Genomic DNA, 18,854 nt, shown 5'->3' with positions numbered 1-18,854 from the left:
ATTCATTCAAATCTGGTTTGTTGGGGGATTACCCACGACCTCAGGAGGATACTATCATGGCCGCCATGACCAAAGAAGAGACCGAAGCGCTTATTCAAGAAGTGCTTGAGATCTATCCCGAAAAAGCTCAAAAAGATCGTGCCAAACATTTGGCCGTAAACGATCAAAGTTTAGAGAAAGCCAATAAATGTATTACGTCCAACCGTAAATCTCTTCCAGGCGTAATGACCATTCGTGGTTGTGCGTATGCTGGCTCTAAAGGGGTGGTTTGGGGGCCAATTAAAGATATGATCCATATCTCACACGGTCCAGTCGGCTGCGGACAATATTCCAGAGCAGGACGCCGTAACTATTATGTTGGTACCACTGGCGTAAACGCTTTCGGTACCATGAACTTTACTTCTGATTTTACAGAAAAAGACATTGTGTTTGGTGGCGATAAAAAACTTGCCAAACTTATTGATGAAATTGAGGTCTTGTTCCCGCTAAATAAAGGCATCTCAATTCAATCAGAATGCCCAATCGGCCTCATCGGTGATGACATCGAAGCGGTTGCCAAACAAAAACACAAAGAACACGGAAAAACCGTGGTACCTGTGCGTTGCGAAGGCTTCCGAGGTGTATCACAATCACTGGGTCACCATATAGCAAATGATGCTATTCGCGACTGGGTACTAGATGCCCGTGACGGCGCAGAAACCGATACATTCCAAAGCACAGCCTACGATGTTGCAGTCATAGGTGATTACAATATCGGTGGTGATGCATGGGCTTCACGTACTTTATTGGAAGAAATGGGTCTACGCGTGGTTGCTCAATGGTCAGGAGACGGTACTATTGCAGAGATTGAAAATACCCCCAAAGTTAAACTCAATCTGATCCACTGTTATCGATCAATGAACTACATTGCCCGGCATATGGAAGAAAAATATCACATCCCCTGGATAGAATATAACTTCTTTGGACCCACCAAAATTGCCGAATCATTACGCCGTATCGCCAGCCACTTTGATGACAGTATCAAAGAAGGCGCTGAACGCGTCATTAAACGCTATGAAGTTGAATACAATGCTGTAATTGAGAAATACAAACCTCGCTTGCAAGGCAAACGTGTCATGTTATATATCGGTGGTTTACGTCCTCGCCATGTTATTGGTGCCTACGAAGACTTAGGTATGGAAGTGGTAGGAACCGGTTACGAATTTGGTCATAACGATGATTATGACCGCACCATCAAAGAAATGGGTAATGCTACTTTACTTTATGATGACGTAACAGGTTACGAGTTTGAAGAATTCGTTAAAAGAGTGCAACCTGATTTAGTGGGTTCTGGCGTTAAAGAAAAATATATTTTTCAGAAAATGGGTGTACCGTTCCGCCAAATGCATTCATGGGATTATTCAGGCCCTTATCATGGTTATGACGGCTTTGCCATCTTTGCCCGCGATATGGACATGACTATCAATAACCCCTGTTGGAAAAATATCAAAGCTCCTTGGAAAACTGATATTAGTAACAGCGAACCAGTAAAAGCAGTCGCATAATCGCGCATTCTGCGTTAGGTTAGGTGTTTGCCTAACCTAAGCAAGGCCGATCACTTAATTAAGGTCGGGGTAACCCGATTGTACCTTTCCCCAATGCGTAGTCCACAGATTAGTGGCACGTCAGGAGATTATCATGAGCCAACAAGTCGACAATATTCAAGCAAGTTACCCTTTGTTCCGTACAGACGAATACAAAGAAAATTTAACTAACAAACGGGAAAATTACGAAGAACGTCATCCGCAAGAAACCATAGATGAAGTTTTTCAATGGACCACCAGCACTGAATATCAAGAGCTGAATTTTAACCGTGAAGCCTTAACTGTTAACCCTGCTAAAGCCTGCCAACCTTTGGGCGCAGTACTCTGTGCACTGGGTTTTGAAAAAACTATGCCATATGTACATGGCTCTCAAGGTTGCGTGGCTTATTTCCGCACCTATTTTAATCGGCACTTTAAAGAACCCATTTCTTGTGTTTCTGATTCAATGACAGAAGATGCTGCTGTATTCGGTGGACAAAAAAACATGTTTGCTGGTTTAGAAAACGCCAAAGCACTCTATAAACCAGCCATGATTGCAGTTTCAACAACTTGTATGGCTGAAGTGATTGGTGATGACTTAAATGCGTTTATCAATAACGCTAAAAAAGAAGGTCATATCGATCAGGATTATCCAGTGCCTTACGCCCATACACCAAGCTTTGTGGGTAGTCATACGACGGGTTGGGATAATATGTTTGAGGGCATAGCGCGTTATTTCACCCTGAATTTCATGGAAGGTAAAGAAGTCGGCTCCAACGGTAAAATTAACTTTGTACCTGGCTTTGAAACCTACTTAGGTAATTTCCGTGTAATTCATCGTATGATGAAAGAAATGGGTGTCGATTACACCTTACTGAGTGACCCCACTGAGGTATTAGACACACCTGCCGACGGTGAATTCCGCATGTATGCTGGCGGCACAACGATGGACGAAGTGAAAGATGCTCCTAATGCGATGGACACCATTTTGTTGCAACCTTGGCAATTGGAAAAGACTAAAAAACTGCTACAAACCACTTGGAAACATGATGTGCCTAAACTCGAAATACCTATGGGTTTGGAGTGGACTGATAATCTATTAATGAAAGTTGCAGAAATTACAGGGAAACCAATTCCCAGATCACTGGAAATTGAACGTGGTCGCCTTGTCGATATGATGACCGATTCACATGCCTGGCTACATGCAAAAAGATTTGCCTTATATGGGGATGCGGACTTTGCCTTGGGTATGACAAAATTCTTGCTAGAGTTGGGCGTTGAGGTGACCGATGTATTGGTTAACAGTGCCAATAAACGTTGGAAAAAAGCCTGTGAAGAACTATTAAAATCTTCACCTTATGGGCAAAATGCTACAGTACATGTTGGAAAAGACTTATGGCATTTTCGCTCTTTAATGTTTACCAATAAACCTGACTTTATGATTGGAAATTCTTATGGTAAATTCATCCAAAGAGACACCTTATATAAAGGAGAAGCTTTTGAAGTGCCTCTGATCCGTATCGGTTTCCCCATTTTCGATCGCCACCATCTACATCGCATGACCACCTTAGGTTACGAAGGTGGCATGTATATATTGACCACTTTGGTCAATTCGGTATTGGAAGTGCTGGATAAAGATACGCGTGGCATGGGTACCACCGATTACAACTACGATTTGATTCGCTAGTTTGCCTTAAATGGGGTGGAGGTACGGATTCCCCGCCCCTATCAATTTATCTGGAGATAACCGATGCCCAGCGTCATGTTAAGAAAACGCGAAGACGGCAAATTGCTGTTTTATGTAGCTAAAAAAGATTTGGAAGAAACCATCGAGTCTTTAGAATTTGATAGCCCTGACAAATGGGGTGGCGAAGTGGTGCTTGGTGATGGTTCACGATATCATTTTGAAATATTAGATGCTGCACCAAAACTTCCCCTTACTTTACAAGCAAAACGTTTATAAATAATAAGGAGGCTCCGTATGGCTCTATATATTGTTGCTGAAGAATGCATTTCCTGTGGTGATTGCAAACCGGTATGTCCGACTGACTCCATTAAGGAAGGTGCCATTGTTTTTGAAATTAGTAAAAAAACCTGTACCGAATGTAATGGTGATTATGACGTTCCACAATGCGTTAAAGTTTGTCCAATAGATAACTGTATTTTACCGTTGGTTGCATAATCTATGTATAGGATACTGTGACAGTATCCTATACTTCAGCATTCAGTTTTGATGCCTTAAAACAATGAAGTAGCCATTTTTTACAGGAAGCCCCCCTTTATGATCAATCCTGAATTACTAGAAAGTATTGCCCTAAAAATATCCGAACTCCCATTATCTGAAACTTTGATTAGTACCGTCAGGAGTGAATATCCTGGTATTCATTTTACCTATTGCATGGAAGATGATATAGCTGAACATGAGCCTCTATTAAAATATCCTGGATTTAATTTGTATTTAGTTGATGGACGTGAACACTGTTTATGTTTAACTCGAAATTACGAACATGCAACGGGTGTTGTTATAGCTGAAGTGATTGAAGATTAAGGACATTGACATGTCTGGTAAACAAATTCCTGTTACGCTCCCCATAGCAGACTGTAGTTTATGTCTGTTTCGCAGCAAGACATTGCTAATGGGCCGCTGTATGCCTGGCGATACCTGCGTTTCTGCAGAAAGTGGACGTCAGATTGACCGCTTCTTTAAAATCAATCCTACCTATGCAGAAAAGTTTTTACAAGATAAATTTTGGGAACGCAGGGCAATTGCCGTCCGCTATGCACCGATAAAATCGTTGTCTGCACTGATTTGTGACGAAGATGAAGTCGTAAGACGCGCAGTGGCATATAGATTACCGGCACAACAACTGCAGTGCTTGTTGAATGATCCTGATCGAGAAGTGCGCATGACAGTTGCTGATCGTATCGATCTTGAGTTTCTTGAACAACTTGCAAACGACCCAGACTATATCGTGCGACTTACAGTAGCCAAACGATTGCCACCTGGACGCTTATTCCGTTTTATCAAAGATGATGACTTACAGGTACGTAAATGCACGGCTACACGTTTACCTGAAGTTAGCCTAGGATTAATGGCAGATGATAATAGCGCTGATGTGCGCCGCATAGTTGCTGAGCGAATGACTGCAGAAGATGCTGAGTTACTACTCAATGATTGCGATTGGTTGGTACGCTATACGGCGGCTATAAAAGTTAATCCAGAACTGTTATCAAAGTTGCTGGATGATCCTGAGCCTGATGTGCGAGAAATTGCACAAAAACGACTGAATTTAACCTTATCAACGAATTTTGATCATGACTGAGCCGAACTTTAACTTAGCCGGACAAGCAATAACGGAGTGTTGTAAAAAAATTATACCTGGTCAAACCGACGAGGCTTTGTTACAAAAACTTCAGAGTTTGATTCCTGATTTTCCGATTTATCATGCTTATACGGGTGATGAATGGTATCGCTTAGGCGGTGTAGTCGATATGAATGGTGTTCGTATTGCAAGTGATTTAATTGAATGGGTAGAACGGACATATTTGGAATGTGGTCAAAATCTACAAACCCTCATTGATTACACCTTAGAACAAAAATTTATTGCCAGTAAACAAACGGGCAAAACCTTATGTTTCGTCGTACAAACAGGTAACCGTGCCGAAGATTTTATTCTGATTGAAATTGATAAAACACAAGAAGTAACTGACAGGATGTTGGTCAATGAAAATAATCCACCAGAAGATTTGGAAGAGTTTATCGACCCCTTACAACCTTTATGTATTGAAAGCTATAGTCTAGGACATTCTCGTTATATTTATCGACGTAAAACGAATGTAAATCTATTTATGGAAGTAATTAACGAACATTATCCTACAGAGCATCCTGTACAACGTTTTATGGATGATTGGAACCGCAGCAGTGCTGGTCAAAAATTTCGCATGTCAGATGACTGGATTATTAAACCTTACCGACATACCGGACGTTTTGGCGAACAAATCGTCAATGTTGAAATTATCAATATCCATAAAACAAATTTGCCTCATCTTGAAGATTTTGCAGGTAAAAAGGGTAGTAGTTTAAGTAATATATTAACCCGCTTCGATAGACATGCTGGCTATCCGTTTGCCTGGTTTTTCTATATGGTAAAAGGCAAACTGGTTTCTACGCACAGCGCTGAATCTGTCTACCGGGATTTATCGAATGACTTTGCTTACCTACCCGAACGTGATGAGGCTATCTTAAGAGATTGGATTGCAAAGCCGTATAATATTTAGCGTATTGCTCAAAAATGCAATGTAATATGGAGTGTCAGCTTTACTGTGTATCCGTCCAGCCGTCCCATCTAGCTAAATAGAGTCAAAAATATCATCCTTAGTGTTTTTCTAAGGAGATTAAGCAATGAGTTTACCCAGTAAGTGGATTAGTCATATTGAAAACTGGCAGCGCAGCGGTCTAAAGCAAGTCGATTATTGCCAGCAACAGGGGCTTAACTATAATACGTTTTCAGCACGCTTGTGTGATTATCGAAAGCGGTTCGATCAATCGCTACCTGCCTTGATTCCAGTTCAGGTACAAGGTGCGGGTAAAGCATCTGATGCTGACAGAGCAATTATATTAAAGCATAGCAAAGGCCATCAGCTCGATTTACCCGTGTCTACTTCAGCCTTATGGTTGGCAGAGTTGCTGCGATGCCTGGATTGATTTCCTGTCCGCCGCAAATTTGGTTAGCCGTCATGCCTGTGGATATGCGTCGAGGTATTGATGGTTTGTCATTCATTGTACAACAAGCGCTAGGCCATTCGCCGTGCGCTGGTTCCGCGTTTGTGTTCCGCAATCGGGCGGGTAATCGTTTGAGATTATTGGTTTGGGATGGCGCGGGAGTCTGGCTATGTCAGCGGCGTTTGCATCAGGGCAATTTTGTTTGGCCCAAGTCAACGGCGGTGAATTATTCGATGAGTCAGGAGCAATGGCAATGGTTAATAGCCGGTGTTGATTGGCAACGATTGTCGGCGATTCCGCAGGCGCATTGGCAGGTTTGAATTCGATTTCATAGCCTTAAAATACGATAAAAAAACAGTGAGGATATTGTGAAATACACCTGTATTTACAGTATGTTAAAGGGTTTTTTATTGTATAATATATCCCATGAAATCGCTGACTGAACTTGATCATTTAAACCTTGATCCCACGACTAAAACGCAGGTGGCCGCTTTACTGCAATCATTACTGGAGCAAGCCGAACGCGATACCGCTCTGTTGCAATCTAAAGACGCACTCATCAAAGCAAAGGATGCCGCCATTATAGCCAAAGACTTCAAAATCGAAGCCTTGACGCATGAAGTGGCCTATTACCGCCGTATCCGCTTTAGCGTTAAAAGCGAATCCCTTTCGCCCATGCAACGGGATTTGTTTGAGGAAACCTGGAATACCGACATGTCCGCGATTGAAGCGGAACTCGAACAACTGAAAGACGATCAGCCCTGCGAAACAGTAGCCAAACCCAAACGTCCGCGCGCAGGCCGCCAACCGTTACCCGCTCATTTACCCCGCATTGAACATCGTCACGAACCCCAGTCATGCGCCTGTGGTCAATGTGGCAAAGATTTAGTCAAAATCGGTGAAGACATTACCGAGCAGTTAGACGTTGAACCCGCTAAGTTTTTTGTTCACCGTCATATTCGCCCACAATACGCCTGTCGCGTTTGCGAAACCATCACAGCCGAACCGATTCTACCCGCCGTTATCGATGGCGGCATGGCGGCCATCGGTTTACTGGTTTGGGTGATGATTAGTAAATTCCAAGATCATCTGCCTCTCTATCGTTTGGAACAGATTGCAGCGCGTGACCAGGTGATTCTTTCTCGCTCGACCTTGGCAGACTGGGTGGGACGCATCGGTGTGACCTTACGGCCTTTAGTGGATCGTCTGATCTGGCATCTCTTGCAAGGCAATACCCTTCATGCGGATGAAACGCCGGTGTCACAGCTTGAACCTGGCAAAGGCAAAACCCGCAAAGCCTATCTGTGGGCTTACCGCAGCAATGATCTGGATGACGTGCCACGCATGATCGTTTTCGATTACCAAACGGGGCGGGGTGGCGAACATGCCCGCCACTTTCTGGGCGATTGGCAAGGCCATTTGATGGTCGATGACTATAGCGGCTATAAGGCGTTGTTCTCAAGCGCAGGCTGCACCGAGTTGGCTTGTCTGGCGCATGCGCGTAGAAAATTCTTCGATCTGCATCAAGCCAATCAAAGTGCGATGGCTTACGAAGCGTTGCAACGTATTAACATTCTTTATACAATCGAAGCCGAAGGTAAAGAGATGACTGCAGCAGAGAGGAAACAATTACGCCAAGAAAAAAGCCTACCGCAACTTAACGCTTTTCATGCATGGCTACTGCAATCGCGGATCAATACCGCCAACGGCGGTGCTTCGGCTAAAGCTATCGACTATACCTTAAAACGATGGCCTGCACTGATCCGCTATGCTGAAACAGGACATCTACCGATAGACAATAATCCAGTCGAAAACTGTATACGACCCATTGCCCTTGGAAAAAATTATGCTCAGTCAGTTATTATGCTGAGTATTTATCGAAAGTCGGCAGCACACAATACTTACTGCGCTACCGACTGTGCATAATTTTATAGGCTCTCCAAAAACTTTAGAAGGTCATCAGATGGATGATAGCGCACCTGCCCAATTTCAGGTGGCAGAGCTATTGTCGACAAAGCACGTTCTTTCATAGATAGGTCAGCCTCAATATATCCATGGGTAGTTGCTGGGTTTTCATGACCCAACCATAAAGCGATAATGGTAATGTCTACACCTGCTTGTAGTAAGTGCATGGCTGTAGTGTGGCGGAGTGTATGTGGCGTTACTTTTCGACCTTGTAACTGAGGACAATGCTTTATTGCCGAGCTGACCGCTAATGCAATTCGCTCAGCCACATTGGATCTAGTCATTGGTAAGCCTTTGCGTGTTGGCACTAATGATTGCTCTGGATTTAACTTGGCATACAGCAGCCACTGACGTATTTTGGTGGCGGTATCTTTCCATAATGGTACAGTGCGTTGCTTGCGGCCCTTACCATGTAGACGTACCGAAGGTGAAATGGTTAACTCAACGTCTGCCACTCGAATACCAATTAACTCAGACACCCGAGCTCCAGTGTTATAAAGCAAAATCAACAAAATGCGATCCCGATACCCATACCAAGTTTGATCGTCGGGCGCTTCCAGCAAAGCCTGAATTTCTTCACGAGATAGAAAGCCTAACATAGGTTTTTCAAAGCGCTTCATCGGAATCGCCTGGATTTGTTGAGTCAACTGCATGGCCTCTGGACATTGTAGCGACACATAATGTGCAAAAGCTCGTATAGTCGCCAAACGAGCATTTCGTGTTCTTATCGTATTGTGGCGTTCCGATTCAAGGTATGCCAGGAAGTCGAGTATCAATGCCACATTAAAATCGATCAAAGCCATTTTGTTTGGTGATTTACCTATTTTGCGCTCGACATAACATAAGAGCATTCTAAAGGTATCACGATAGGCAGCGATTGTTCTGGGGCTGGCATTTCTCTGCTGAAGTAATCGTTCGACAAAGAAGCGCTGAACTAAGGCGGCAAATTCAGCGGGATTAGTTAGCAAACTGTTCATTGCTGATCTCCTTCGAATATCTTTCAAAACGTTCCGCTGCGATTGACATCAGTTCTGGAATGCCAGTGAAATACCAGTAGGTATCGCTGATTCGCGCATGTCCAACATAAGTTGATAAAGCAAGCACGGCGTGGTCAACATCAATACCTTGCTGGTAAAATCGCAACATGCTATGAACAATGAATGTATGTCGAAAATCATGTAGTCGATGATGTACATAATCTCCACGAGGCTTCCAGCCAAATTCTTGGCAAATCGAATGCAAGGCATACATAATATTTGCCCGTTTAATGGGCTGTCCTTCGTCAGACAAGAAAAAACGATTGCAGGCTGGATGAGATATGATTTGATTACGTAGCTTGGCGTAGTCGATTAGTGATTGGGTGGTGCTTGGATGTAACGGAACCCAGCGACTTTTCAGGAATTTGGTCTCATGGATATAAAGCACGCCATCATCAAGATCAACCTCACTACAAGTTAGCGATGTCGCTTCGGATATGCGTAATCCACTTGAAGCCAATAGACCGAAAACAGTTCGACAGGTGGCGGGACGTAAGCCGTGATGAGAAACGAGATTATCAGTTGCATTGAGCAGCGCAATGAGTTCGGCTTCTGTATAGATATGCGGAATAAGTCGCCGATGGGCAGGGCCGAATAATCCTATTGGTGGAATCACCGTAGCGGGATCAATCCGCAAACAGAATCGAGCAAATCCACGTAGAACTTCAAGTCGGCGCGCCCAAGTGATGGGTTGACTTCGTTTCGATTGGCGAGCCCATTGCACGGCAAGTTCTAACGTCAGGCAATACTGATCGCCCTGATCATCAGCGTAGCGGGCAAATCCATTAAGTACGGTTTCATCAATGGATAGTTTATAACCTAGACTGTGGCGATGTACTAAATAAGCTTCGACCCGCAACTTCCAGAAATTGGATTTCATGAGCAACTCCCTGGCCAAGGTAACGCCACAGTACGCAAAAGCTCAATGTCAACTCGGGCATACGTCTTTGCGGTATCAAGGCTTTGATGTCTTAGTAAATCCGCAATTTCCTTAATGGATGCTCCTGCCTTTTGTAGTCGTGTCGCAGTTGTTGACCGTAGAGCATGGGTATTGCAAAATTGACTTCGTAAACCGCAACGAACAAATGCACGATTCATCGCGCTGCGGATGGCAGGTACACCTAACGGTTGATTAAAAGGGGCTCTATGCCGAATAAACAGGATTCGACTGGTTGTCTGTGGTCGGCCTGCGAACAGATATTGAGCGATTGCTTGCCCAGTTGAAGTGGAAAGTGGCAATTGCTGTACTCGCTTGCTCTTGTTAATATTGATGGTCAGCGTTGCGTTACGCCAATCCACAGAATCCAGCGTTAAATAGGCTGTTTCTTGACCGCGTAAACCCAGGTCGAGCAAGCAGCGAGCTATGGCATAATCGCGCATACCGACCGGATAAGAACAATCGAATGCCTTTAAAAAAGCATCGACTTGGATGTCAGTTAGCACCTTGGGTAGTGTCGCATGCGAACAGGATGAAATTTTTGGAATAAAAGCCAGCAATACAGAAATGTGCTTCCCCTGCAAGGCGAGGAAGCGCAGGTAACTGCGTACGCTTGAGCTAACCTCTCTAAGCGATGCTGGCTGCCACTTCAAAGCTAGGTGTTGAAAAAAGGCATCAATATCGTCACCGGAAATCTGAGAAATATCAGGTGGAGCTGTGTCAAATCGATGTTTAAGAAAGGCGCAAATATGCTGGCGACGATTTACACAGGTCTGTGGCGAAATCCCGCAAATGTTAAGCAGATAATCAGAAAATCGATCAAGTTCTGCTTCTATCGGTTTTTTTGTGATTTGTACCTGCTGTTTAGGCAAAAGAATTAGCAAACACCTTAAAGCTGCTCTGTCCATTCTAATGAAGTAGCGGGCATCTACCGTTGCTGGGTACAGCAACATTAAATCATTAAGGTAGTGGTCAATCAGTTTAGGTGTGACACTTGATAAATCTAGGTTTTCTGTTTTTAGCCAGCAACTAAAACGAATAATACATTTAAGGTAAAGTTCAATAGTATGTTTGGCATATTGCTGTTTTTGTAATGCTTCAATGTATGGGGTGGCAATGCAGCTAAGCGGTGCATCGACGAGCAAGGCTAGGCGGGATAATCCCGTTGGTTGAATTTTGGTAGGCATGATGTATTCCTGATGAAAGCAAGAGGAACTACATAAAACCACCAATTTATTATGTTGAGTTAAAAAACAGCTCTATTGCGCTGAAAGCCTAATTGTTACGCGGCTTTCCGCATAGTTACAGGTAAACTCAGCATAATAACTGACTGAGCATAATTTTTTTTATGCAAAGCTTTGCATAAAAAAAAGAACTGGTTGTTTACCGGTTCAGAACGAGCCGGTAAACGCGCGGCTGCCATTCAAACCTTGTTAGGTACAGCTAATCTGAATGGACTTAATCCGGCCGAATGGTTAAGGGGGACTTTGGAAAAATTACCCACATGGCCTAATAACCGTATCGACGAATTATTGCCTTTAAGTCCAGAGTGGATTGCGAACATTAAACTCAATCCGCCGAAAAAATCTACGTGGTAGCGTTACGCGCATACTTTACTGTCGCTAACCTCTTTGACACAAAGTACCCTAGCTGGCAATAAAGCGCTACTCGCCAAGATTAACAGGCATAAAAAAAGCCCTGATACTTATGGGTATCAGGGCTCTTAATTTAAGAGCTTGGCGATGACCTACTTTCACATGGCAAACTGCCACACTATCATCGGCGCTAAGCGGTTTCACTTCCGAGTTCGGGATGGGATCGGGTGGTTCACGCTTGCTATGTTCACCAAGCAAACTGGTTTGACCTTACGGTCGTCATTCAGTAGCTTTACACTACCTGCATGGAAATCTGTACTCTAAACTCTTCGCATTTTTCAATACTGTCATATTATTCTCAATACGTCAGTCTCTGTCTCAGCGTCTTCGGTGTCTTTCAACACCCATCAACCTCACCCAAATGCATTGGGTGTTATATGGTCAAGCCTCACGGGCAATTAGTATACGTTAGCTTCACACATTACTGCGCTTCCACACCGTACCTATCAACGTCGTAGTCTTCAACGGCCCTTTAGGGGACTTATAGTCCCAGTGAGATCTCATCTTGGGAGGGGCTTCCCGCTTAGATGCTTTCAGCGGTTATCCTGTCCGAACGTGGCTACCCGGCAATGCCATTGGCATGACAACCGGAACACCAGAGGTTCGTCCACTCCGGTCCTCTCGTACTAGGAGCAGCTTCCCTCAAATCTCAAACGCCCACGGCAGATAGGGACCGAACTGTCTCACGACGTTCTGAACCCAGCTCGCGTACCACTTTAAATGGCGAACAGCCATACCCTTGGGACCTGCTTCAGCCCCAGGATGTGATGAGCCGACATCGAGGTGCCAAACACCGCCGTCGATATGAACTCTTGGGCGGTATCAGCCTGTTATCCCCGGCGTACCTTTTATCCGTTGAGCGATGGCCCTTCCATACAGAACCACCGGATCACTAAGACCTACTTTCGTACCTGCTCGACTTGTCCGTCTCGCAGTCAAGCACCCTTATGCCTTTGCACTCATTGCCTGATTTCCGACCAGGCTGAGGGTACCTTCGTGCTCCTCCGTTACTCTTTAGGAGGAGACCGCCCCAGTCAAACTACCCACCAGACACTGTCCCCAATCCAGATAATGGACCTAGGTTAGAACTCCAAACATACCAGGGTGGTATTTCAAGGTTGGCTCCACGAGAACTGGCGTCCTCGCTTCAATGCCTCCCACCTATCCTACACAAGTAGGTTCAAAGTCCAGTGTCAAGCTATAGTAAAGGTGCACGGGGTCTTTCCGTCTAGCCGCGGGTACACTGCATCTTCACAGCGATTTCAATTTCACTGAGTCCCGGGTGGAGACAGTGTGGCCATCGTTACGCCATTCGTGCAGGTCGGAACTTACCCGACAAGGAATTTCGCTACCTTAGGACCGTTATAGTTACGGCCGCCGTTTACTGGGGCTTCGATCAAGAGCTTCTCCGAAGATAACCCCATCAATTAACCTTCCAGCACCGGGCAGGCGTCACACCCTATACGTCCACTTTCGTGTTTGCAGAGTGCTATGTTTTTGCTAAACAGTCGCAGCCACCGATTTTTTGCAACCGCCTTACGCTACATCCGCGAGGGATTTCACTTATCAACGGCATACCTTCTCCCGAAGTTACGGTATCATTTTGCCTAGTTCCTTCACCCGGGTTCTCTCAAGCGCCTTAGAATTTTCATCCCACCCACCTGTGTCGGTTTAGGGTACGGCCACTGATAACCTGAAGCTTAGAGGTTTTTCTTGGAAGCAGGGCATTTATCACTTCGCGTTTATCGCTAAACACTCGTCATCACGTCTCAGAATTGCAGTCCCGGATTTGCCTAAGACTACTCCCTACACGCTTAAACTGCCACTTCCAACCGACAGCTGATATAGCCTTCTCCGTCACCCCATCGCAGTTACCACTGGTACAGGAATATTAACCTGTTTTCCATCGATTACGCCTTTCGGCCTCACCTTAGGTGCCGACTAACCCTGCGTCGATTAACGTTGCGCAGGAAACCTTGGGTTTTCGGCGAGAGGGTTTTTCACCCTCTTTATCGTTACTTATGTCAGCATTCGCACTTCCGATACCTCCAGCCAACTTCTCAATTGACCTTCGCAGGCGTACGGAACGCTCCTCTACCACTCACGCTTAACGCGTAAATCCGTAGCTTCGGTACTATGCTTAGCCCCGGTAAATCTTCCGCGCAGACCGACTCGACCAGTGAGCTATTACGCTTTCTTTAAAGGATGGCTGCTTCTAAGCCAACCTCCTGGCTGTCTGTGCCTTTCCACATCGTTTCCCACTGAGCATAGATTTGGGGACCTTAGCTGACGGTCTGGGCTGTTTCCCTTTTCACGACGGACCTTATCACCCGCCGTGTGTCTCCCGTGCTTGCACTTCTTGGTATTCGGAGTTTGCATCGGGTTGGTAAGTCGGGATGACCCCCTAGCCGAAACAGTGCTCTACCCCCAAGAGTGATACACGAGGCGCTACCTAAATAGCTTTCGAGGAGAACCAGCTATCTCCGAGCTTGATTAGCCTTTCACTCCGATCCACAGCTCATCCCCGTCTTTTTCAACAGACGTGGGTTCGGCCCTCCAGTCAGTATTACCTGACCTTCAGCCTGGCCATGGATAGATCGCCCGGTTTCGGGTCTACACCTTGCGACTGAACGCCCTATTAAGACTCGCTTTCGCTACGCCTCCCTTATTCAGTTAAGCTTGCCACAAAATGTAAGTCGCTGACCCATTATACAAAAGGTACGCAGTCACCCCACGAAGGGGCTCCCACTGCTTGTACGCATACGGTTTCAGGTTCTATTTCACTCCCCTCTCCGGGGTTCTTTTCGCCTTTCCCTCACGGTACTAGTTCACTATCGGTCAGTAAGGAGTATTTAGCCTTGGAGGATGGTCCCCCCATGTTCAATCAGCGTTTCACGTGCGCCGACCTACTCGTTTTCACTAAAATGAAGTTTTCGTGTACGGGGCTATCACCCTGTATCGCCGGACTTTCCAGACCGTTCCACTAACTTTATTCTAGCTTAAGGGCTAGTCCCCGTTCGCTCGCCACTACTTAGGGAATCTCGGTTGATTTCTTTTCCTCCGGGTACTTAGATGTTTCAGTTCTCCGGGTTCGCTTCCAGCAGCTATGTATTCACTGCAGGATGACGAGGTTTTCCTCGCCGGGTTTCCCCATTCGGACATCTCTGGATCACAGTTTGTTTGCAAACTCCCCAAAGCTTTTCGCATGCTACAACGTCCTTCATCGCCTCTTACTGCCTAGGCATCCACCGTATGCGCTTATTCACTTGACCATATAACCCCAATACATCTGTCCTCGCGGACGGCGTACTTAAAAACACTCGCGGTTAATGAAGAGTGAATTGGATTTCTCAGTCGTTACTGAGTACGCCTTTTCAGTCATCTTTAGCCAACGTTTGCTTTCTTCGTTGCCTGATCTATTTTGGTTATCTGTTCAGCTGACATTTTCGCTGATTTTTGCTAGAGTGATGTGTTGTTCCGTTTCTTTCGATTCAGTTCTTCACATCAGTTTTGATCATTGCTGATCACTACTATAGTTGTTACAGATTTCCACATTGTTAAAGAGCTATTGGTTTAACACCAATTCTATAAAGTCTTTATCAATACCCTGCCTTGCGGCGGTATCGTTAAAACCGTATAGAGTTGTTGTTGACTGTTTGTTTTACTTCTTTGGTACTGCCTTTACTGCTTTTATTCTTTCTTTATTTGTTACATTGCTTTGTTTTTACTACTCAGTTTGCGAAAGACAATGGTGGAGCCAAGGAGGATCGAACTCCTGACCTCCTGCGTGCAAGGCAGGCGCTCTCCCAGCTGAGCTATGGCCCCATGTCAGCATAAGCGTTAACTGAAGACTTAAACAATTTAGATTCTGTTAGACCTTCAGCCTACCATAACCTCTCATCGTCGTCGTCTTTAGTTGGTGGGTCTGGGAGGATTTGAACCTCCGACCTCACCCTTATCAGGGGTGCGCTCTAACCAACTGAGCTACAGACCCAGGTGTGTCTTTCAATCGAAATAATTTGTTGTGAGTACGCATGACAGTTACTCTGTCTTTGTAAGGAGGTGATCCAGCCCCAGGTTCCCCTAGGGCTACCTTGTTACGACTTCACCCCAGTCATGAATCACAAAGTGGTAAGCGCCCTCCCGAAGGTTAAACTACCTACTTCTTTTGCAACCCACTCCCATGGTGTGACGGGCGGTGTGTACAAGGCCCGGGAACGTATTCACCGCGGCATTCTGATCCGCGATTACTAGCGATTCCGACTTCATGCAGTCGAGTTGCAGACTGCAATCCGGACTAAGACCGGCTTTTTGGGATTAGCTCACTCTCGCGAGTTGGCAACCCTCTGTACCGGCCATTGTAGCACGTGTGTAGCCCTACCCATAAGGGCCATGATGACTTGACGTCGTCCCCACCTTCCTCCGGTTTATCACCGGCAGTCTCCCTAGAGTTCCCAGCCGAACTGTTGGCAACTAAGGATAAGGGTTGCGCTCGTTACGGGACTTAACCCAACATCTCACGACACGAGCTGACGACAGCCATGCAGCACCTGTCTCAGAGTTCCCGAAGGCACTCTACTATCTCTAACAGATTCTCTGGATGTCAAGGGTAGGTAAGGTTCTTCGCGTTGCATCGAATTAAACCACATGCTCCACCGCTTGTGCGGGCCCCCGTCAATTCATTTGAGTTTTAGCCTTGCGGCCGTACTCCCCAGGCGGTCAACTTAATACGTTAGCTCCACCACTAAGTTCTTTAAGAACCCAACGGTTAGTTGACATCGTTTACGGCGTGGACTACCAGGGTATCTAATCCTGTTTGCTACCCACGCTTTCGTACCTCAGCGTCAGTTTGAGTCCAGAGAGCCGCCTTCGCCACTGGTGTTCCTTCAGATCTCTACGCATTTCACCGCTACACCTGAAATTCCACTCTCCTCTACTCAACTCTAGTTCGCCAGTATCAAATGCAGTTCCCAGGTTGAGCCCAGGGCTTTCACATCTGACTTAACGAACCGCCTACGCACGCTTTACGCCCAGTAATTCCGATTAACGCTTGCACCCTCCGTATTACCGCGGCTGCTGGCACGGAGTTAGCCGGTGCTTCTTGTATGGGTAATGTCAGTCTACCGGGTATTCGCCGATAGGTATTCCTTCCCATTGAAAGTGCTTTACAACCCTCAGGCCTTCTTCACACACGCGGTATTGCTGGATCAGGCTTTCGCCCATTGTCCAATATTCCCCACTGCTGCCTCCCGTAGGAGTCTGGGCCGTGTCTCAGTCCCAGTGTGGCTGATCATCCTCTCAGACCAGCTATGGATCGTCGCCTTGGTAGGCCTTTACCCTACCAACTAGCTAATCCAACATAGGCTCATCTTATAGCGAGAGGTCCGAAGAGCCCCCCCTTTCACCCGTAGGTCGTATGCGGTATTAGCGTGAGTTTCCCCACGTTATCCCCCACTATAAGGCAGATTCCTATGCATTACTCACCCGTCCGCCACTCGTCAGCGCCCGAAAGCCTGCTACCGTTCGACTTGCATGTGTTAAGCATACCGCCAGCGTTCAATCTGAGCCATGATCAAACTCTTCAGTTTAATATCATTTTGTCACTGATAGATCAGTAACCAATCTTGGCTCGACAACATAAGCGTCTTTTTTATTACAAATTGACGTGGTTTATGTGCCGACTATCTCTTAAACAAGAGCATTGCCGCCACGCATACCCACACAAATTATTTCGATTCAAACTGTTAAAGAGCCAGTCACTTTCGTCACTGTTGAGCCGATACATTCTACAGCATTTTAAATTCTTGTCAAACTTATTTTTTCTCAGTAGCGCCGCATCCAAACTCAACACGATGACAAACTTACAAAACATAATCAAGCACTTAAAACACTTTACAACCTACCAACTTTTCAGAAGTTACCGCTTTGCAATCACCCCTGAAGAGCCGACCATTATACAGTTTCAAATGCGTTGGTCAAGCTTTAATTTAAAAAATTAATTATTTTTTGTTGATAGCGCTTATGTAATGTTTTGTGTCAACGATAAATAACCCGTTAACCACAGACATTTTACTTTACTACATCTTTTCTTCTTGCCCGTGGATGTGCCTGATCATACACTTTAGATAAATGCTGAAAATCCAGATGAGTATAGATTTGCGTGGTACTTATATTGCTGTGACCCAACAATTCCTGCACCGCCCTAATATCTTGACTTGACTCCAAGAGATGGCTGGCAAATGAATGCCTCAACATATGTGGATGCATGTGCTCTGCCACCCCATTTTTTACACACCATCTTGCCAATCGCTGCTGCACACTACGCTGACCAAGCCGCGCACCTCGCTGAGAAACAAATACAGCCATCGAAATCACTTCTGGCCTGAGAGCCAACCATTTGTTTAAAGCATCCACCGCTTTAGCACCCACTGGCACCAATCTCTCTTTATTTCCTTTACCAAAACGTATACGTAAAAAACCATCCGCCATACGAATATCACTTAAATCAAGCATCACTAACTCTGATAGCCTTAAGCCAGAAGAATAAAACAACTCAAACATAGCTAAATCTCGAATCTCCAAAACACTGCCGGGTTTTGTATCCAAAATTCCAGCAACCTGATCAACATCAAGCGTTTTTGGTAATTTCTTTGGGGATTTAGGAGCATGTAATCCCTGCAAAGGATCATGTTGCACCCAGTTTTTTTTAAGCAGGAAATGGTAAAAACTACGCATTGCAGACAATTCACGCTGAATACTTCGACCACCTATTTCATTTTTGTGGCGGATACCAATATAGAGTCGAATATCACTACTTTGTAATTGCTGCCAAGTTTCGATGTTATGCTCACCGCAAAACGTTTGGATGCGCAACAAATCACGCTGATAATTACCGACAGTATGCGCAGAGGCTCGCTTTTCGCCGCGAAGATAAGCTATAAATTCTTGTACAGCTTGCCGAGCATCTCTATGCAC

Annotated in this window: 13 protein-coding genes, 2 tRNA genes, 3 rRNA genes and 2 pseudogenes; 11 read left to right on the top strand and 9 right to left on the bottom strand. The window is 45.4% G+C overall.

All coding sequences use genetic code 11. The annotated features are described in order from the left end of the window. Nucleotides 1-56: 56 nt before the first annotated feature. The 10 genes and pseudogenes from nifD to ABH008_RS03900 form a co-directional block, all read left to right on the top strand. Nucleotides 57-1,544, top strand: coding sequence for a nitrogenase molybdenum-iron protein alpha chain (nifD, locus tag ABH008_RS03945; RefSeq protein ID WP_347988550.1), 1,488 nt, complete (start codon nucleotides 57-59; stop codon nucleotides 1,542-1,544). A 133-nt stretch (nucleotides 1,545-1,677) separates the two neighbouring features. Further along, nucleotides 1,678-3,249, top strand: coding sequence for a nitrogenase molybdenum-iron protein subunit beta (gene nifK / locus ABH008_RS03940; protein ID WP_347988549.1), 1,572 nt, complete (start codon nucleotides 1,678-1,680; stop codon nucleotides 3,247-3,249). A gap of 63 nt (nucleotides 3,250-3,312) precedes the next feature. Continuing rightward, a complete protein-coding gene (gene nifT / locus ABH008_RS03935; protein ID WP_347988548.1) occupies nucleotides 3,313-3,525 on the top strand; it encodes a putative nitrogen fixation protein NifT in 213 nt (70 codons plus the stop codon). 18 nt (nucleotides 3,526-3,543) lie between these two features. Then, nucleotides 3,544-3,744, top strand: coding sequence for a 4Fe-4S binding protein (locus tag ABH008_RS03930; RefSeq protein ID WP_347988547.1), 201 nt, complete (start codon nucleotides 3,544-3,546; stop codon nucleotides 3,742-3,744). A gap of 99 nt (nucleotides 3,745-3,843) precedes the next feature. Then, entirely contained in the window at nucleotides 3,844-4,110 is a 267-nt protein-coding gene (locus tag ABH008_RS03925; RefSeq protein ID WP_347988546.1) for a DUF6129 family protein, read from the top strand. A 10-nt stretch (nucleotides 4,111-4,120) separates the two neighbouring features. Next, on the top strand, nucleotides 4,121-4,885 hold the full coding sequence (locus tag ABH008_RS03920; protein WP_347988545.1) for a 4Fe4S-binding leucine-rich repeat protein: 765 nt from the start codon (nucleotides 4,121-4,123) through the stop codon (nucleotides 4,883-4,885). After that, entirely contained in the window at nucleotides 4,878-5,840 is a 963-nt protein-coding gene (locus ABH008_RS03915) for a hypothetical protein (protein WP_347988544.1), read from the top strand. Before ABH008_RS03920 ends, ABH008_RS03915 begins: the two co-directional genes overlap by 8 nt. Nucleotides 5,841-5,964: 124 nt before the next feature. Beyond that, nucleotides 5,965-6,267 (top strand): IS66 family insertion sequence element accessory protein TnpB, encoded by a 303-nt coding sequence (locus ABH008_RS03910; RefSeq protein WP_347988046.1) that lies wholly within the window; start codon nucleotides 5,965-5,967, stop codon nucleotides 6,265-6,267. Further along, nucleotides 6,255-6,605, top strand: coding sequence for an IS66 family insertion sequence element accessory protein TnpB (gene tnpB / locus ABH008_RS03905; RefSeq protein ID WP_347988045.1), 351 nt, complete (start codon nucleotides 6,255-6,257; stop codon nucleotides 6,603-6,605). Before ABH008_RS03910 ends, tnpB begins: the two co-directional genes overlap by 13 nt. A 106-nt stretch (nucleotides 6,606-6,711) precedes the next feature. Continuing rightward, nucleotides 6,712-8,127 (top strand): annotated as a pseudogene (locus ABH008_RS03900) (IS66 family transposase); the annotation flags it as partial. Nucleotides 8,128-8,213: 86 nt separating this feature from the next. Here ABH008_RS03900 and ABH008_RS03895 read toward each other — a convergent pair. Genes ABH008_RS03895 through ABH008_RS03885 form a run of 3 tightly spaced genes read right to left on the bottom strand, consistent with a single transcriptional unit; the run spans nucleotide 8,214 to nucleotide 11,411 of the window. Then, nucleotides 8,214-9,227 carry a tyrosine-type recombinase/integrase gene (locus ABH008_RS03895; RefSeq protein WP_347988042.1) on the bottom strand — a complete coding sequence of 338 codons (1,014 nt, stop codon included), beginning with the start codon at nucleotides 9,225-9,227 and terminating at the stop codon, nucleotides 8,214-8,216. Beyond that, on the bottom strand, nucleotides 9,208-10,167 hold the full coding sequence (locus ABH008_RS03890; RefSeq protein ID WP_347988043.1) for a tyrosine-type recombinase/integrase: 960 nt from the start codon (nucleotides 10,165-10,167) through the stop codon (nucleotides 9,208-9,210). Before ABH008_RS03890 ends, ABH008_RS03895 begins: the two co-directional genes overlap by 20 nt. Beyond that, nucleotides 10,164-11,411 carry a tyrosine-type recombinase/integrase gene (locus ABH008_RS03885; protein WP_347988044.1) on the bottom strand — a complete coding sequence of 416 codons (1,248 nt, stop codon included), beginning with the start codon at nucleotides 11,409-11,411 and terminating at the stop codon, nucleotides 10,164-10,166. The genes ABH008_RS03890 and ABH008_RS03885 overlap by 4 nt, the downstream gene beginning before the upstream one ends. Before the next feature lie 180 nt (nucleotides 11,412-11,591). Here ABH008_RS03885 and ABH008_RS03880 point away from each other — a divergent pair. Further along, a pseudogene (locus ABH008_RS03880) lies at nucleotides 11,592-11,822 on the top strand (transposase domain-containing protein); the annotation flags it as partial. Nucleotides 11,823-11,958: 136 nt separating this feature from the next. Here ABH008_RS03880 and rrf read toward each other — a convergent pair. The 6 genes from rrf to xerC form a co-directional block, all read right to left on the bottom strand. Next, a 5S ribosomal RNA gene (gene rrf / locus ABH008_RS03875) occupies nucleotides 11,959-12,074 on the bottom strand. A gap of 182 nt (nucleotides 12,075-12,256) precedes the next feature. Next, nucleotides 12,257-15,151: ribosomal RNA gene (locus tag ABH008_RS03870) — 23S ribosomal RNA — on the bottom strand. Between the two features lie 477 nt (nucleotides 15,152-15,628). Then, nucleotides 15,629-15,704: transfer RNA gene (locus ABH008_RS03865), tRNA-Ala, on the bottom strand. Between the two features lie 92 nt (nucleotides 15,705-15,796). Continuing rightward, nucleotides 15,797-15,873, bottom strand: a tRNA-Ile gene (locus ABH008_RS03860). Nucleotides 15,874-15,934: 61 nt separating this feature from the next. Then, nucleotides 15,935-17,467 (bottom strand): 16S ribosomal RNA (locus ABH008_RS03855). The 16S, 23S and 5S rRNA genes sit together here with 2 tRNA genes alongside, the layout of an rRNA operon. Nucleotides 17,468-17,948: 481 nt before the next feature. Continuing rightward, nucleotides 17,949-18,854 (bottom strand): tyrosine recombinase XerC, encoded by a 906-nt coding sequence (xerC, locus tag ABH008_RS03850; protein WP_347988543.1) that lies wholly within the window; start codon nucleotides 18,852-18,854, stop codon nucleotides 17,949-17,951.

Source organism: Methylomonas sp. AM2-LC (genome assembly GCF_039904985.1).
Classification (GTDB): Bacteria; Pseudomonadota; Gammaproteobacteria; order Methylococcales; family Methylomonadaceae; genus Methylomonas.
Note: the sequence above shows the minus strand (reverse complement) of the source record. Positions and strands in the feature narration are given on the sequence as shown.

What these genes read in the sequence shown, in the direction of transcription:
- ABH008_RS03885 (WP_347988044.1), bottom strand. Translation starts at nt 11,411, where the DNA reads ATGCCTACCAAAATTCAACCAACGGGATTATCCCGCCTAGCCTTGCTC.
- ABH008_RS03920 (WP_347988545.1), top strand. Translation starts at nt 4,121, where the DNA reads ATGTCTGGTAAACAAATTCCTGTTACGCTCCCCATAGCAGACTGTAGT.
- nifD (WP_347988550.1), top strand. Translation starts at nt 57, where the DNA reads ATGGCCGCCATGACCAAAGAAGAGACCGAAGCGCTTATTCAAGAAGTG.
- nifT (WP_347988548.1), top strand. Translation starts at nt 3,313, where the DNA reads ATGCCCAGCGTCATGTTAAGAAAACGCGAAGACGGCAAATTGCTGTTT.
- ABH008_RS03890 (WP_347988043.1), bottom strand. Translation starts at nt 10,167, where the DNA reads ATGAAATCCAATTTCTGGAAGTTGCGGGTCGAAGCTTATTTAGTACAT.
- ABH008_RS03895 (WP_347988042.1), bottom strand. Translation starts at nt 9,227, where the DNA reads ATGAACAGTTTGCTAACTAATCCCGCTGAATTTGCCGCCTTAGTTCAG.
- ABH008_RS03930 (WP_347988547.1), top strand. Translation starts at nt 3,544, where the DNA reads ATGGCTCTATATATTGTTGCTGAAGAATGCATTTCCTGTGGTGATTGC.
- ABH008_RS03915 (WP_347988544.1), top strand. Translation starts at nt 4,878, where the DNA reads ATGACTGAGCCGAACTTTAACTTAGCCGGACAAGCAATAACGGAGTGT.
- tnpB (WP_347988045.1), top strand. Translation starts at nt 6,255, where the DNA reads ATGCCTGGATTGATTTCCTGTCCGCCGCAAATTTGGTTAGCCGTCATG.
- nifK (WP_347988549.1), top strand. Translation starts at nt 1,678, where the DNA reads ATGAGCCAACAAGTCGACAATATTCAAGCAAGTTACCCTTTGTTCCGT.
- ABH008_RS03910 (WP_347988046.1), top strand. Translation starts at nt 5,965, where the DNA reads ATGAGTTTACCCAGTAAGTGGATTAGTCATATTGAAAACTGGCAGCGC.
- ABH008_RS03925 (WP_347988546.1), top strand. Translation starts at nt 3,844, where the DNA reads ATGATCAATCCTGAATTACTAGAAAGTATTGCCCTAAAAATATCCGAA.